The sequence below is a fragment of the Brachybacterium zhongshanense genome (genome assembly GCF_055385755.1).
In genome coordinates this window covers 1888910-1904191 of the sequence record NZ_AP043790.1, presented here as the reverse complement: position 1 = coordinate 1904191, position 15282 = coordinate 1888910, and the positions used below count along the sequence as shown (strand labels likewise).

11 protein-coding genes are annotated in these 15282 nt (G+C 70.5%); 5 read left to right on the top strand and 6 right to left on the bottom strand.

Annotation, left to right across the window (positions count from 1 at the left end):
* The first annotated feature begins 91 nt into the window (after positions 1-91).
* The 3 genes from ettA (at position 92) to ACZ5AJ_RS08560 (ending at position 6023) form a co-directional block, all read left to right on the top strand.
* The gene (gene ettA, locus ACZ5AJ_RS08570) at positions 92-1774 is read left to right on the top strand and encodes an energy-dependent translational throttle protein EttA (RefSeq protein WP_464132790.1); all 1683 of its coding nucleotides are present in this window, start codon (positions 92-94) and stop codon (positions 1772-1774) included.
* A 287-nt stretch (positions 1775-2061) separates the two neighbouring features.
* Complete coding sequence (glgP, locus tag ACZ5AJ_RS08565) at positions 2062-4623, top strand: alpha-glucan family phosphorylase (protein ID WP_464132785.1); 2562 nt, start codon at positions 2062-2064, stop codon at positions 4621-4623.
* Between the two features lie 65 nt (positions 4624-4688).
* Positions 4689-6023 (top strand): ABC transporter substrate-binding protein, encoded by a 1335-nt coding sequence (locus ACZ5AJ_RS08560; RefSeq protein ID WP_464132780.1) that lies wholly within the window; start codon positions 4689-4691, stop codon positions 6021-6023.
* A gap of 110 nt (positions 6024-6133) precedes the next feature.
* Here ACZ5AJ_RS08560 and ACZ5AJ_RS08555 read toward each other — a convergent pair whose 3' ends face one another.
* Positions 6134-7171 (bottom strand): acyl-CoA thioesterase, encoded by a 1038-nt coding sequence (locus ACZ5AJ_RS08555; RefSeq protein WP_464132774.1) that lies wholly within the window; start codon positions 7169-7171, stop codon positions 6134-6136.
* 54 nt (positions 7172-7225) lie between these two features.
* Between ACZ5AJ_RS08555 and ACZ5AJ_RS08550 the strand changes: the two genes are divergently transcribed.
* Positions 7226-7708, top strand: a complete 483-nt coding sequence (locus ACZ5AJ_RS08550) for an acyl-CoA thioesterase (RefSeq protein ID WP_464132771.1) — start codon at positions 7226-7228, stop codon at positions 7706-7708.
* A gap of 97 nt (positions 7709-7805) precedes the next feature.
* On the opposite strand, the gene ACZ5AJ_RS08545 is transcribed toward ACZ5AJ_RS08550, so the two are convergent.
* From ACZ5AJ_RS08545 to ACZ5AJ_RS08525, 5 genes are all read right to left on the bottom strand, one after another.
* Positions 7806-8258, bottom strand: a complete 453-nt coding sequence (locus tag ACZ5AJ_RS08545) for a globin (RefSeq protein WP_464132768.1) — start codon at positions 8256-8258, stop codon at positions 7806-7808.
* A complete protein-coding gene (locus ACZ5AJ_RS08540; RefSeq protein WP_464132765.1) occupies positions 8255-9199 on the bottom strand; it encodes a mechanosensitive ion channel family protein in 945 nt (314 codons plus the stop codon). Before ACZ5AJ_RS08540 ends, ACZ5AJ_RS08545 begins: the two co-directional genes overlap by 4 nt.
* A gap of 41 nt (positions 9200-9240) precedes the next feature.
* Positions 9241-11796 carry an aminopeptidase N gene (pepN, locus tag ACZ5AJ_RS08535; RefSeq protein WP_464132762.1) on the bottom strand — a complete coding sequence of 852 codons (2556 nt, stop codon included), beginning with the start codon at positions 11794-11796 and terminating at the stop codon, positions 9241-9243.
* A gap of 30 nt (positions 11797-11826) precedes the next feature.
* Positions 11827-12444, bottom strand: a complete 618-nt coding sequence (locus ACZ5AJ_RS08530; RefSeq protein ID WP_464132758.1) for a ribonuclease FAU-1 family protein — start codon at positions 12442-12444, stop codon at positions 11827-11829.
* Positions 12445-12650: 206 nt separating this feature from the next.
* On the bottom strand, positions 12651-13970 hold the full coding sequence (locus ACZ5AJ_RS08525) for a protein kinase domain-containing protein (RefSeq protein ID WP_464132754.1): 1320 nt from the start codon (positions 13968-13970) through the stop codon (positions 12651-12653).
* On the opposite strand from ACZ5AJ_RS08525, the gene ACZ5AJ_RS08520 reads away from it, so the two are divergent.
* Positions 13969-15267: a hypothetical protein gene (locus tag ACZ5AJ_RS08520; RefSeq protein ID WP_464132748.1), complete on the top strand. Its 1299-nt coding sequence runs from the start codon at positions 13969-13971 to the stop codon at positions 15265-15267. The genes ACZ5AJ_RS08525 and ACZ5AJ_RS08520 overlap by 2 nt on opposite strands.
* Positions 15268-15282: the final 15 nt, after the last annotated feature.

Below are 15282 nucleotides of genomic sequence, written 5' to 3'. Positions count from 1 at the left end.
AGCGGGGTAGAGTCGGAGGCCGCGAGACGTCCGCGGCGGCGCCATGCTCGGCGCGCACGCGATGAAGCCACCTGCTGAACAGGGAGAAGAGTTGGCAGAGTTCATCTACACCATGTACAAGGCCCGGAAGGCCGTCGGAGACAAGGTCATCCTCGATGACGTCACCATGAGCTTCTACCCGGGTGCGAAGATCGGCATGGTCGGCCCGAACGGCGCCGGCAAGTCGACGATCCTCAAGATCATGGCGGGACTGGACCAGCCCAGCAACGGCGAGGCCCGCCTCAGCCCCGGCTACAGCGTCGGCATCCTCCTCCAGGAGCCGCCGCTGGACGAGTCCAAGACGGTGCTCGAGAACGTCCAGGAGGGCATGGGGGATCTGTACCGCAAGGTCCAGCGCTTCAACGCCATCGGCGAGGAGATGGCATCCCCCGATGCCGACTTCGATGCGCTGATGGAGGAGATGGGCAGGCTCCAGACGGAGATCGACGCAGCCAACGGCTGGGATCTGGACTCCCAGCTCGAGCAGGCGATGGACGCGCTGCGCTGCCCGCCCGGCGATGAGCAGGTCACCCACCTCTCCGGCGGTGAGCGGCGCCGTGTCGCGCTGTGCAAGCTGCTGCTGGAGAAGCCCGACCTGCTGCTGCTGGACGAGCCCACCAACCACCTCGACGCCGAGAGCGTGCTCTGGCTCGAGCAGCACCTCCAGCAGTACGAGGGCGCGGTCATCGCCGTCACCCACGACCGCTACTTCCTGGACCACGTCGCTCAGTGGATCGCCGAGGTCGACCGCGGGCGCCTCATCGGGTATGAGGGCAACTACTCCACGTACCTGGAGAAGAAGGAGGAGCGCCTCCAGGTCCAGGGCAAGAAGGATCAGAAGCTCGCCAAGCGCCTCAAGGAGGAGCTGGAGTGGGTGCGGTCCAACGCCAAGGGCCGCCAGGCGAAGTCGAAGGCCCGTCTGGCTCGCTACGAGGAGATGGCCGCGGAGGCCGAGCGCACTCGCAAGCTGGACTTCGAGGAGATCACGATCCCCCCGGGTCCGCGTCTGGGCACCATCGTCATCAACGCCAAGGGCCTCGAGAAGGGCTTCGGCGACCGGAAGCTCATCGACGGCCTGAGCTTCTCGCTGCCGCCGAACGGCATCGTCGGCGTCATCGGCCCCAACGGCGTCGGCAAGACGACCCTGTTCAAGACGATCGTCGGCCTCGAGCCCCTGGACGGCGGCGACCTGAAGATCGGCGAGACCGTCAAGATCAGCTACGTCGACCAGAACCGCGAGAACATCGACCCGGAGAAGAACCTCTGGGAGGTCGTCTCCGACGGACTGGACTTCATCCAGGTCGGCAAGGTCGAGATCCCGTCGCGCGCCTATGTCTCCCAGTTCGGCTTCAAGGGCCCGGACCAGCAGAAGAAGGCCGGGGTCCTCTCCGGCGGCGAGCGCAACCGTCTGAACCTCGCGCTCACCCTCAAGCAGGGCGGCAACGTCCTGCTGCTGGACGAGCCCACCAATGACCTGGATGTCCAGACCCTCGGCTCTCTCGAGAACGCGCTGCTGGAGTTCCCCGGCTGCGCCGTGGTGGTCTCGCACGACCGCTGGTTCCTCGACCGTGTGGCGACCCACATCCTGGCCTACGAGGGCACCGAGGAGGAGCCGGCGAACTGGTACTGGTTCGAGGGCAACTTCGAGGCCTACGAGAAGAACAAGGTCGAGCGTCTGGGAGTGGAGGCCGCTCGTCCGCACCGCGTGACGCACCGTCGGCTCACGCGCGACTGAGTCACTGCATGGCGCGGTACGCATCGTGCCGATCGCCGGGGAGGCCCGGGTCGAGGACGCCCTCGACCCGGGCCTCCCCGTATGCGGAAGGCGCCACCGATCCGGAGCGGGCTGTCACACCGATGAAACATCTTGCAGGACGGTTGTCCCGCCACGGCGCGCGATGCTCCGGGTCCGGGCATGCCTTTTGCCTGCGCGACCTGCAATGATGTGGGGTGCCAGGAGCTGCTGGCGCGGCCTGCCGAAAGGGGTGCTAATCTGACCCCCTGCTCGGGTACCGTGGTGTCATGAAGCCGATCTCCACCCTCACGGTGTCCTCCGAGTTGCCGGCCGAGCTGGCTCCCCTGCGGGAGCTGGCGCTGAACCTGCGCTGGACCTGGCGCCGCCAGACCGTCGACCTCTTCCGCGAGCTCGACCCCGCCGTCTTCGTCGCCAGCGGCGAGAACCCCATCGCGATGCTCTCCCAGGTGCCCGCCTCGCGGCTGGCCGAGGCGGCACGGGACGAGGCCTTCCTCAGCCGGATGCGCGGCGAGGCAGGGAACCTGCGCACCTATCTCGACTCGGGCCGCTGGTTCCAGCGCACCGTCGGCGGCGGTGACGCCGAGACGGGCTCGTCGATCGCCTACTTCTCCATGGAGTTCGGCATCACTCCGACCCTGCCGATCTACTCCGGGGGACTCGGCATCCTCGCCGGCGACCATCTGAAGTCCGCCTCCGACCTCGGTCTGCCGCTGACGGCCATCGGCCTGCTCTATCAGTGGGGCTACTTCTCGCAGTCGCTGGACCGCGAAGGATGGCAGCAGGAGGAGTACCGCCACAACGATCCGGCGAACCTGCCGGTGCAGAAGGTGCTCGGAGCCGATGGCGAGCAGCTGACGGTGTCCGTCGCCCTCCCCGGCGGCCGCGAGGTCTCCATCGCCATCTGGGTGGTCCAGGTGGGGCGGGTCCCGCTGCTGCTGCTGGACACGGATGTCGAGGCCAACGACGAGCAGGACCGCCAGATCACGGACCGTCTCTACGGCGGCGACCACGAGCACCGGATTGTCCAGGAGATCGTCCTGGGCATCGGCGGAGTGCGGGCGGTCGAGGCGTATGCGAAGGTCGCCGGGCGCCCCGAGCCCACCGTCTTCCATCTCAACGAGGGCCATGCGGGCTTCTCCGGTCTGGAGCGCGTCGGCGCGCTGATGCAGGAGGGCCGCGGCTTCGCTGAGGCCCTCGCCATGGTGCGCGCCGGGACGGTCTTCACGACCCATACGCCGGTGCCCGCCGGCATCGACCGCTTCGATGCGGAGCAGCTGCGCCGATACCTGGATGCCGACGAGAACGGGCTCTCCCGGCTGATCCCCGCCCTGCCGGTCGAGGCCGCTCTGGCGCTAGGCACGGAGGAGGGCGGGCAGGTCTTCAACATGGCGCACATGGGCTTCCGCATCGCCCAGCGCTCCAACGGTGTGGCGAAGCTCCACGGGGCGGTGTCCCGGGCTATGTTCCAGGAGCTGTACCCGGGCTTCGACGTCCCGGAGGTCCCGATCACCTCGGTGACCAACGGCGTGCATCGGCGCACCTGGACCTCCGCGCCGATGGATGACCTGTTCAAGAAGGCGCTGGGCGACGTGGACGTGTCGGCGCTGAGCGACTGGAGCCCTCTGGCGTCGCTGACCGATCACGAGCTGACGGAGGTGCGTCGCACCCTGCGCGGCGACCTCGTGCGGATGGCACGCAGGCATGTGCGCGACGCGTGGCTGCGCCGCGGGGCGGACGAGGCGGAGCTGGCCTGGACGGACCATGTCCTGGACCCCGACATCCTGACCATCGGCTTCGCGCGCCGGGTGTCGACGTACAAGCGCCTGACGCTCATGCTCAACGATCCCGAGCGGCTGCGTCGCATCCTGCTCGACGAGGACCATCCGGTGCAGATCGTCATCGCCGGCAAGTCCCATCCGGCGGATCGGCCCGGCAAGGAGTTCCTCCAGCAGATGGTCCGCTTCGCCGACGAGCACGGCGTCCGGCACCGGATCGTCTTCCTGCCGGACTATGACATCCGGATGGCCTCGGTGCTCATCGCCGGTGCCGACGTCTGGCTGAACAACCCGATCCGTCCCGAGGAGGCGTCCGGCACCTCCGGGATGAAGGCCGTCCTCAACGGCGGGCTGACCTTCTCGATCTCCGACGGCTGGTGGGACGAGATGAAGGATGATGCTGCGGGATGGACGATCCCGACCGCGAGCATCGAGGACCAGGGGGAGCGGGACCGCCTCGAGGCCGAAGCCCTCTACGAGATCCTCGAGAGCAGGATCGTCCCCCTGTTCTACGAGCGCGATGCACGAGGCATGCAGCGCGGCTGGATGACGAAGGTGCGCTCCTCCCTGGTGGAGATCGCCCCGCGGATCACCGCAGCCCGCATGGTGCGCGACTACGTCACCGACCTGTACCTGCCGGCGGCCCGCGCGGCCGCTTCGATGACGACGGATCCGTCGGCGCCCGAGGCGTTCGTCGCGTGGCGCACGCGGGTCGCCGGGGCGTGGCCGCAGGTCCATGTCGACGGCGTCGAGATCTCCGGGGCGCAGGAGCGCGCTGTCGCCGCGGGGGAGGAGCTCGTCCTCTCGGCCACCGTGTCCCTCGGCGGTCTCGCACCGGAGGATGTGCTCGTCGAAGCGGTCCTGGGAGCGATCGGCGAGGAGGGTGAGATCATCGACGGGCAGCTGATCCCGCTGCAGCGCGAGCAGGGCGACCGCTGGTCGGCCCGGTTCGTGCTCTCCGTCCCTGGCGAGGTCGGGTACACGGTGCGCGTCACGCCGCATCATCCGGCTCTCGCCTCGCGCGCCGAGCTCGGTCTGGTCGCGACCGCATGATCATCTGATCGTGTGATCTGACCAGCGGGCCGGTGCCCGGATCCCCTCGGAAGGACCCCTCTCCCGTGCTCTCCCGTCGTCGTCTGCTGCTGTCCGCGCTCACGGCGGGAGCCTCCGGGACAGGGGTCCTGGCCGCGTGCTCGCGAGAGCCTGACGTCGATCTCGGCGAGGGCGAGGCGCTGCAGCTGCGGGTCTGGAGCGAGGCCGCAGCGAGCGCCTACCGGACCTCGCTGGACGCCTTCACCGAGGAGACTGGCATCGAGGTGGAGATCGAGGTGCTGGCCTGGGACGAGTACTGGGATCAGCTGCCGCTGGACGTCGCCGCCGGGTCGCTGCCTGACGTCCTCTGGATGAACACTGCTCATCTCGCCCAGCTCGCGGACGCCGAGGAGCTGCTCGAGATTGAGGAGATCTTCGGCGGTGATGTCGAGCAGTGGGAGGCAGCCGCCACCGACCTCTATCGCCGGGGCGATGGCCTCTGGGGGGTCCCGCAGATCTGGGACCGCAGCGTGCTGCTGGCGAACAGCTCGCTGCTCGAGGCCGCCGAGATCGACCCCGCGGAGATCGACCTCGAGTTCGACCCGTCGGCCGAGACCGACTCGCTGCGGGATCTGTGCCGAGCTGTGATCGCCGATGAGGAGGGACTGGGTGCGGCGGACGAGGGCTTCGACGCCTCCTCCCAGGCGGTCCACGGGTTCAGCGCCGCTCCTGATCGCACGGCCGTGCTCGGTCCGTTCATCGCCGGCAACGGCGGCACCTGGCAGGACGAGGACGATGCCTTCGCCTTCGCCTCTGAAGACGGCATCGCCGCGGTCCAGTACCTCGCTGATCTGTCGACGACTCATCTCGCCCCGGACGGTGCCTCCGCCGTCGCGGACGCCTCGCTGTGCACGGACCTGTTCGTCGGCGGCCGGCTCGCGCTGCTGCAGACGGGGACCTACGACCTCGGTTCGATCCTCGAGGGCGTCGGGGACACCTTCTCCTGGAGCGTCGGCGAGGTCGTCGCCGGCCCGTCGGGCGCCCGGCCTCTGGTGCATGCGATCGCCGTCGTCGGCGTCCCCACCGACGACGACGACCGGGCGGCGGCGATTGAGCGCCTGCTGGGCTGGCTCGGCTCGGCCGACGGGCAGCGGCCCCTGGCGACCGCCAGGCTCGGGATCCCCGGATGCACCGATCTGAGGAGCACCTGGGCCGACGCCTGGGAGGACGCGGGAGTCGACGTCTCCGCCATCGCCGCGGTCCCCGCCGAGGTCGCGACGCCGGAGAGCGGAACGCGATCGTCCGAGGGGACGGGAGCCGCGCTGCCGGTGATCGCGACGGTCTTCACCGGGGAGGCCGATGCCGCGACCGCCCTTCCGGAGGCGCAGCAGGCCGCGAACGCGGCCATGAGCGGCTCCTGACCCGAGGCCGTCGCCGTCGACGTCCTGCTCCGGGGCCTGGCCGCAGTGCAGGGCCCGCGTCCGGTGGTCATGGCCCCGCCAGCCGTGCAGGGCCCGCAGGGCGGCGCGGATCAGCTGCCGCTCCGCTCCCGTCGTGCGCGGATCATGCCCTCCTGGGTGACGGTCGCGACGAGGTCGCCGGCCCGGTCGAAGATCTGCCCATGGGTCAGACCGCGCCCGCCCGACGCCGACGGGGAGTGCTGGACATACAGCAGCCATTCGTCGGCTCGCACGTGGCGGTGCCACCAGATCGCGTGGTCGATGGTCGCCATCCGCAGTCCCGGGGTCATCCAGCTCAGGCCCTGTCGGCGCAGTATCGGCTCGAAGGGCGTGTAGTCGCTCGCGAAGGCGAGGATCGCATCATGGACCAGCTGGTCCGCATCGATCGGAGCGACCGTGCGCATCCAGACCATCTGCGTGTCCGCCCCCGCGCCGTCGACGGCATCGGCGCTGCGAGGATCCGGCTGCAGATAGATCGGATCGGTGACATGGCGGATGTCGATGGGGCGCTGCGTGGACCAGTAGCGGGCGACCGGATGGTCGATCCCGGCGAGCACGTCCGCGGTGGTCGGCAGATCCTCCGGTCCGGGAGCCTCAGGGGCCCTCTGCTGATGCTCGAAGCCCTCCTGCTGCTCCTGGAACGAGGCGGTCATCGCCAGGATGGTGCGCTCCCCGGCCCCGGCCCCGGCCCCAGCCCTAGCCCCGGCGTCCGCGGCAGGTGATGCGTCAGCGGCGATCTGGTCGGCGGCGTCGGCGGACGACGGCTGCGTGGCGAGCACCCGACGCACGGAGAACGAGCCGCCGTCGCGGAGGTTCTCGACGCGGAAGCGGATCGGCTGCTCGGGATCGCCCGGTGCGAGGAAGTACGAGAACGTCGAATGGATCGCGCGCCCCTCCGGGACAGTGCGCCCGGCGGCCGTGACCGCCTGCCCCATCACCTGTCCGCCGAAGACGTGTCCTCCTGGCTGCGGGGAGGAGTCGCCCTCCCATGCGGCGACCGTCCCGGGACCGACGAGGTCAGGGTCCGCAGTGATCTCCCGCAGGTCCAGCAGGTCCACCAGGGACGCGGCGACGGCGGAGGGGTCGGGGATGTCCTTCGAACCGGTCATGCTCAGATCGTACTGGTCAGACGGTGAGAGGCTGTCGATCGTACGATGAGGAGCATGCCTCATCTCGAACTCGTCGTCCCCGTCCGCTGGACGGATCTGGACGCCTACGGACACGTCAACAACGCCGCCATGGTGCGTCTGCTCGAGGAGGCGCGCATCGCCGCGTTCTGGGAGGTGCCGGAGGACCAGGCGGCCCTCGGTGCCGAGCGGCCCCCGGCCGCCTTGCCGGTCAGCGGGGCGGGGGCACCGGTCAACAGCGTGATCGCCTCGCAGCGCATCGAGTACCTGCGTTCACTCGAGCATCGGCGCGACGGGGCCGTGGTGCGGCTCTGGCTCTCCCGCATCGGCGGAGCGAGCCTGGACGTCGACTACCTCGTGCTCACCAAGGACGACCCCGAGGGCCGCGCGCCCTATGCGCGGGCCCGCACCGTGGTGGTGCTGGTCGACGCCGGCAGCGGGCGTCCTGTGCGACTGGATGCTGCGACCCGCGCTCGGCTGGCCGAGCACACGGGGGAGCCGTTGCGCTTCCGCGGCTGACGCCGAGGCGTCCACCGTTCTGAGCCGGCTCAGCAGCCGGCTCAGAAGCCGACCCAGCGGCTCGGGGGCAGGGGCTGCTCGGGGTGTCGGGCCAGGTTCAGCTCATGACGTCGGGCAGGATCTCCCCCTTCATGGGAGCCTCGCCGCCGTCGGGGGTGTTGACCAGGGAATGCGCCGCCCGTTCGAGGTAGTCCCAGAGGGCCTCCTCATGCATCGGCGCGAGCTCGCAGGCCTCGACGGCGTCGCGCATATGGCCGAGCCAGGCGTCGCGCGCCGCCGGGGAGACCGGGAAGATGGCGTGGCGGATCCGCAGGCGCGGATGGCCCCGGCGCTCGCCGTAGGCCTTGGGGCCGCCCCAGTACTGCTCGAGGAAGGTGCGCAGCCGCTCCTTCGCCCCCGTGAGGTCCTCCTCGGGATACATCGGACGGAGCAGCGGGTCCTCCGCGACCCCCTCGTAGAAGCGGTCCACGAGCTTCTGGAACGTCGGATGGCCGCCGACGGCGTCGAAGAACGTCGTCTCGGTGCCGGGCGCGGTGTCGCTGGTGCTCACGAGATCTCCTGGTAGCGGGGGAGGGCGAAGGGGATGTGCGCCTCGGCGAAGGCGATGCGGATGCGGCGGCGCAGCTCCTGCTCGACGTCGGGCTTGTCGGAGGGGGTCGCGCGGATCATCACGCGCCGCTGGAATCGGGAGCCGTCCACTCCCAGGATGCCGGAGATCGAGGGCTCGCCCGTGATCTTCGGCTCCCAGTCGGCGTCCTCCACGAAGCCACGGGTGACCTCCTCGAGGATCGTGGAGACACGGGAGTTGTCGGCCGAGGCGTCGATGTCCAGCGTGATCACGGCGTTGGAGAATCCTCGGGACATGTTGCCGATGCGGATGATCTCCCCGTTGCGCACGGTCCACAGCGTGCCGTCCAGCGCGCGCACCTGGGTGACCCGGAGGTTGATGCCCTCGACGGTGCCGCTCGCGTACTCGAGGTCGACCGCGTCGCCCACGGCGATGATGTCCTCGAACAGCATGACCACACCGGCGACGACGTCCTTGATGATCGTCTGCGCGCCGATGCCGGCGGCGAGGCCGACGACGCCGAGGGAGGCGATCACCGGTGCGACGTTCACCCCGAGCTCCGAGAGGATCATCACCATCGCGATCGCCCAGATCAGCAGGCGGCTGACATTGCGGGCGACGTTGGAGAGGGTCTCGGTGCGCTGCTGGCGCCGTGCGGCGGCCGCCTTCTGCGCCCGGGCATCGCGCTTCACGACGGTGCCGGCGACGCTCGCCAGGCGGGTCGAGGACTCCGACATGGTGCTGAAGAAGCGTCGCAGCAGCCATCCGACGACGGCAGTGACGATGATGGCGGCCACCAGGATCAGCAGGATCCTCAATCCGCTCATCGCCAGCCAGCGCCACAGGGAGTCCACCAGGGACAGAGTGTCCTCGACGGTCGGATCGGCGAGGATCGGAAGGTCGGACAGGGGATCGTCAGGCATGCCCCGACCATAGCGCCGAGGGCCGGGGCATGCCTGGGCGGTCAGCTGTGATCGGCCTCGCGCACGCGCAGCTGCCGGGCGACGGTGTCGCGACCCTCGATGATGATCCGGCGCAGGCCGAAGGGCGCCTCCTCATGGTCCGCGAGCCAGGCGTCGGCTGCATCGAGGACGCCGGCCCCGGCGTGCTCCGACGGGAAGTATCCGCCGACGATGCGGTTGGCGATCTCGTTCGAGCGGCTGGACCACACCTTCTCCAGCACGGAGAAGTACCGGCTCTCGTAGGAGGCGATCAGCGCGGGGTCGACGACGCGCCGGAAGCCCTGGATCACTGCGGTGACGGACTCGTTGGCCAGCGCATCCTGCTCGACGGTGCTCTCCCAGGCGTCGGCCTTCGCCTCCGGGGTCGGCAGCGCGGCCCTCGCCGTCAGGGCGCTCTTGCGGCCGGACTGGGTGTCGTCCTCGGCGAGGACCGCCTCGATCCCGGCCTCGTCGATCCCGCCCAGAGCTGAGAGCGCGATGACGAGCTTCCAGCGCAGATCGGTGTCGATCTCCCGACCGTCGAGCTGCTCCGATCCGTCGAGCAGGTCGGTGAGGGCTTCGCGATGCTCGTCGGTCGAGGAGAGCCGGGCGAAGGCCTCCACGAACTGCAGCTGGGCATCGGAGCCGGCATCGGCGGAGCGCGCGAGATCCAGGAGCGCGGTCGCGGCGGCGGCGGTGCGGCGGGAGCGGTCCGCGGAGGCCGCGTACGGCCCGGCGACGGTCTCGAGCTGCTGCAGCAGCGTGCGCACCACCGAGGACGAGGCCTCCCCGGTGATGTTGGCGAGCACGAGCTGCTGGAAGCGGGAGCTCGGCAGCTCGGCATCGCGCACCATGTCCCAGGCGGCGGACCAGATCAGGGTCCTCGCGAGAGGGTCCTCGATGTCGCGCAGATGCTCGGTGGCCACGGCGAGGGAGTCGTCATCGAGACGGATCTTCGCGAAGGCGAGGTCGTCGTCGTTGACCAGCCAGAGGTCGGCCCGGCGGCCGGCGAGCTGCGGGACCTCGGTGAGGGGTCCGTCGACATCGAGCTCGACCTGCTCGGTGCGCACGAGCGCGCCGTCCCGCAGGCGGAAGCCGCCCACGCGCAGGCGGTGGGGACGCAGCGTCGGATGCTCGGCGGGAGCCTCCTGGGCGATCGCGAAGCGGACGATCGCACCATCGGCATCCTTCTCCACCAGCGGACGCAGGGTGCCCACCCCGGCGGTCTGCAGCCACAGGCGGGTCCACTCGGCCAGATCGCGGCCGCTCGTGGCCTCCAGCTCGACCAGCAGATCCTTCAGCTCGGTGTTCGCCCAGGCATGCTTGCGGAAGTAGGAGCGCAGGCCCTCGAAGAACTCGTCCTTGCCGACGTACGCGACCAGCTGGCGCAGGACCGAGGCGCCCTTGGCATAGGTGATGCCGTCGAAGTTGGTCTCGACCGCCTCGAAGTCCACCATGTCGGCGACGATCGGGTGGGTCGAGGGCAGCTGGTCCTGCTTGTACGCCCACGCCTTCTCGGAGGAGGCGAAGGTGGTCCAGGCGTCGGTCCAGCGGGTCGCCTCGGCGCTCGCGAGGGTGGAGGCGTACTCGGCGAAGGACTCGTTCAGCCACAGGTCGTCCCACCAGCGCATCGTCACGAGATCGCCGAACCACATATGGGCCAGCTCGTGCAGGATCGTCAGGTCGCGGCGCTCGCGGATCGCGTCGGAGACCTCCGAGCGGAACACGTAGGACTCCACATAGGTGATGGCACCGGGATTCTCCATGGCGCCCATGTTGTACTCGGGCACGAAGACCTGGTCGTACTTCCGGAACGGGAAGTCGCAGTCGAAGGCCTCCTCGTAGAAGTCGATGCCCGCCTTCGTCACGTCGATCACGTACTGGGCGTCCACGTGCTCGGCGAGCGAGGCGCGCGCGAACACGCCCATCGGGATCACGCGTCCGTCACGGGCGGTGATCTCCCCGGTACCGCCCTGGTACGCCCCGGCGATGAGCGCGACGAGATAGGTGGAGATCCGCTCCGTCGGATCGAACGCCCAGGTGGCGACCCCTTTGCGATGCTGCAGCTCGACGGGCTCGGGAGTGGGGGCGTTGGAGATGACGCGCCAGTGGTCGGGAGCGGTGACGGTCAGGCGGAAGGTCGCCTTGAGATCGGGCTGCTCGAAGCAGGCGAACATCCGCCGTGCGTCCGAGACCTCGAACTGGGTGTACAGGTACACCTCGTCGTCGACCGGGTCGACGAACCGGTGCAGTCCCTCGCCGGTGTTCATGTAGACGCCCTCGGCGAGGATCCGCACGGTGTTCTCGCCGAGGGCGAGCTCGGGCAGCGCCACCCGGGCTCCGTCGAAGCGGGATGCGGGATCGCTCAGCAGCTCTCCGTTGAGCTCGATCTCTGTGACCGCCCTCGCGATCAGGTCGACGAAGGTTCCGCGGGCCTCGGTCGAGGAGAAGCGGATCGTGGTCTCGGTGACGAAGGTCTCCGTGGAGGAGGTCAGATCCAGGCGGATGTCGTAGGAGTCGGTGCTGAGGAGCGCGGCGCGGTCCCGCGCCTCGTCCCGGGTCAGGTTCTCGGATGCCATGCCCGCCATCCTGCCACTGCACGCGCGCGGTCAGCGTCGCGTCAGGTCCAGGTCCCAGGTGTAGTGCTCGGGGAGCGAGGGCAGCGGCCAGGAGGGATCCGGGAAGAAGTACTCGTATCCGGCGGAGAAGGGGTAGGTCCACTCCCCGATGTGGCGTTCGGCCAGGCGCCCGGCCTCACGGATCTCCTCGATCTCCTCTGCGGAGAAGTAGCCCACGCGCTCGGCGCCCGCGAGCTCGTCCTCGTCCTTGTAGTGCCAGTCCCGGCGTGGAAGGACCACCAGGTCGAGCACGAGATCGCGGGTGCGCACGCCCTCGTCGGTGCGCTCGTACGGCGTCTCGAGATTGATGTAGTAGCAGCCCAGCGATCCGTCGTCCTTGTAGAAGAGCCAGACCGAGTACGGCGTGTCGGGCAGACCGATCATGAGGATGCCGTTGCCGGTCCACAGCTGCTTGGACTGCAGGCGGGGCGCGGTGAACATGCCCTCGTCGCCGGCGCGGCGCAGCGCGGCCCCGGACTCGAGGACCGGCAGCAGCACCTCGGTGCCGGGCGCGATCCAGACCACCACGCCGCGGTCGTCGTCCAGCACGACGGTGCCGGGGCGGACAGTGCGGGTCGGGTGCTGATGGGTGTAATAGGTCCAGGTCACCTGGTCCCCAGGTGACCACCGTGGTGTCGAAGACATGGTGGGGTTCCCGGCCGGATCGGCCTCCACGGACGCCCCGTACCGTCCGGCCGCACGACCGGGGCTCCACCGCCCGCGAAGGGGAAGGCGTATGGGGCGACCATACCGCCTCCGCTCCGGCGCCGGGGCAGGCGCGCCGTCCTCTCGGACGTCCTTTCGGAGCGCTTCCGTCACCACCAGGCCCCGGTGCCCGCTGCGGCGCCCAGGACCCCGGCTCCGGCGAGGCACAGGACGCCCACCAGGACCAGGGAGATGCCGATCCCGACCCCGGGACGACGGGAGCCGTCGGCGTGGACGACGCGAGCGCCCTCACCGCCGATCGGAGGGAGCGCGCGAGGGCTGACCCGCGTGGCCGCGTCCGGCACGTCGGCCGTGATCCCGTCCGCAGGAACCGATGAACGTGCAGGACCCGCCGCGCCAACAGGAACGGCCGAGCCTGGGACGCCTTCCGGTCCTGCCGTCCGGGGCGGTCCTGGAGTCCGGGGCGGTCCTGCCGGCCCGGCCGGGGCGGCCGACGGCGGGGACGCCACCGAGCGCGCCTCGAGGCGCTCGTGCAGGCCGGGTGCCAGACCCGCGAGCGCGACGGGGCCGTCCAACGGCACCTCCGGGCGCGGCTCCGGCAGGGGGTCGACCGTGTCGACGACCCGGAAGCGAGCCCCCGCGAGGGTGCGGGACCACTGAGCGCTCGGGCCGGGGTCCGAAGGGATCGAGTCCCGTGCCGCGGCGGCCGACGGCCGTGCGGAGGGATCGGAGGAGAGCATCGTGGTGAGCAGACGGTGCAGGGGCGCTGAGGCCGGATCGGCGGCGATCACGGGGTGCGCGGCGGCGGCGCCGTCGGCCAGCTCGGCATGCGCCGGCCCGAGCAGCTCGCGAGCGCAGGCCGCCGCGGCCCAGACGTCCTGGGCAGGAGCCGTGGTGAGACCGGCGAGGACCTCGGGGGCCATGTACCCGCGTGTCCCGTGGACCATGCCGGTATCGGTCAGACGGATGTCGGCCTCGTGCAGCGCGATGCCGAAGTCGGCGAGGAGGAGATGCGGCGCTCCGGTTCCGGTGACGTCCAGCAGGAGGTTCGCGGGCTTCACATCGCGATGGACCCAGCCCGAGGCGTGCATCGCTGCCAGGGCGTCCAGCAGCTGGCGCAGCAGCTGGGCGACGAGCGACGGAGCCAGCGGGCCCTGCTCCCGCAGAGCTCCGGCGAGCGTGCCGCCGTGGACCAGTGGCATCACGAGGATGACGGTGTCGTCCTCCGCGACCCAGGTGTAGGGCGGCAGCAGATGCGGGTGGGTGCCCAGCCCCTGAGCGGTGCCCACCGACTGCTCGCGGACGAAGCGCAGCACCTCGGCGCCGTCGCGCTGTCGCATGACCTTGGCGGCGCAGACGGCGCCGAAGCGGCGGTCAACGGCGCGCCACAGCGACCCGGAGGCTCCCCGGGCGAGGGGGTCGAGCAGCTCGATGCGACCGGCGATGACATCGGACATGATGGGGGTCATGCTAGGCCACCACCGCATCCGGACCGCGCTCCCTCTCGCCCTCGCCGCGGTCCTCGGTGCCGCGCTCGGGGGTGCGGTCGGCGCTGCTCCGGTGGCCGCGGATCCGACCGACGGGACGGACGCGGCGGAGGTCGGCTACACCGCCCAGGGTGAGGAGGTCCAGGGAGGCGCGTCGATCGCACAGGCGCCGACGGTCGCGCCCGGCATCCACCTCGACAGCTTCAGCGAGGGGACCGAGCAGGTCTATGTCGAGAGCCCTGCGAAGTACTACAGGGTGGATCTCGCCGATGGCGAGCGCGTGCATGCGGCGGTCACGATCGCCGCGCCCCTGTACCAGGACGGTCTTCCCGACATCGCCGAGGGTCTGTCGACGGACGTCGAGGTGGTCAGCGCCGACGGCACGGACTGCACCGCTGAGCACGACAGCGGCATCGGAGAGGAGTACACCGGGGACGGGCCGATCACGGCGACCGCGGTCTCCGAGCCGCTCGGCGAGGACGGCTGCGAGGGCTCCGCCCTGTTCGTGAGGGTCGTGCGCTCCGGGCCGCGCGCCATGGACCAGGCGCTGCCCGTCGAGGTGCAGGTCGCGGTCGAGCCGTCCGACCTGGGGCAGGGCGGACCGTCGGCCGACGAGCCGGTCGAGGACGACGGGGCGGATCCGGTCGTCCCGGACGACCCCGAGCCGATCGAGGCGGGACGCTCGTTCCTCACCGCCGCCGAGGTCGAGGAGGGGTCGGTCGTCCTGGAGCTGCGGCCGGGTCAGAGCGCTCTGCTGGCGATCGACGTGGCGGAGGGGCAGAGGCTGCGGTGGCGCACCGAGGCGACATCGGCGCCGGGCTCTGCCGTGCCGGTCTCGCTTCGCGTGTTCGACGCGGCACGGGGGCAGGTCACCGTCGGCGGCGGCAGCTGGAGCATGGCCGACGGCGACATCGCCGGGGGAGGGATGGCGGCACCGATCGCCGTCGGGAACCGCTCCTCCGAGGATGCTGCGATCGCTTCAGCCTGGCTGCCCGGGCGCCACACGGTGCTGGTCCACCGCGAGCAGGCCGATGCCGATGCCGATCCGGAGGACTCCGATCCGCTCCGCCTCGTGCTGACCCTCGAGGTGGAGGGCGAGCCCGGGCCGGACGCCGCCGACGAGGTGCTCGAGCTCGGCACGGTCTCCTCCTCGGGCGCATCCTGGGGCGTCGGTCGTGCGGCGGCGGCCGCCGCGGCCGTCCTCCTCGGTGCGGTCGGGGTGATCAGCGTCGCGGCGGGCATCGCCGTGCTCGTCGTGCGCCGTCGCCGCATCGCCTGAGCGGAGGCGGACCGG

Excerpts from the sequence above, each read along its gene's own strand:
- glgP (WP_464132785.1), top strand. The coding sequence starts at position 2,062 with ATGAAGCCGATCTCCACCCTCACGGTGTCCTCCGAGTTGCCGGCCGAG.
- ACZ5AJ_RS08555 (WP_464132774.1), bottom strand. The coding sequence starts at position 7,171 with ATGACCGGTTCGAAGGACATCCCCGACCCCTCCGCCGTCGCCGCGTCC.
- ACZ5AJ_RS08525 (WP_464132754.1), bottom strand. The coding sequence starts at position 13,970 with ATGACCCCCATCATGTCCGATGTCATCGCCGGTCGCATCGAGCTGCTC.
- ACZ5AJ_RS08550 (WP_464132771.1), top strand. The coding sequence starts at position 7,226 with ATGCCTCATCTCGAACTCGTCGTCCCCGTCCGCTGGACGGATCTGGAC.
- ACZ5AJ_RS08520 (WP_464132748.1), top strand. The coding sequence starts at position 13,969 with ATGCTAGGCCACCACCGCATCCGGACCGCGCTCCCTCTCGCCCTCGCC.
- ACZ5AJ_RS08540 (WP_464132765.1), bottom strand. The coding sequence starts at position 9,199 with ATGCCTGACGATCCCCTGTCCGACCTTCCGATCCTCGCCGATCCGACC.
- pepN (WP_464132762.1), bottom strand. The coding sequence starts at position 11,796 with ATGGCATCCGAGAACCTGACCCGGGACGAGGCGCGGGACCGCGCCGCG.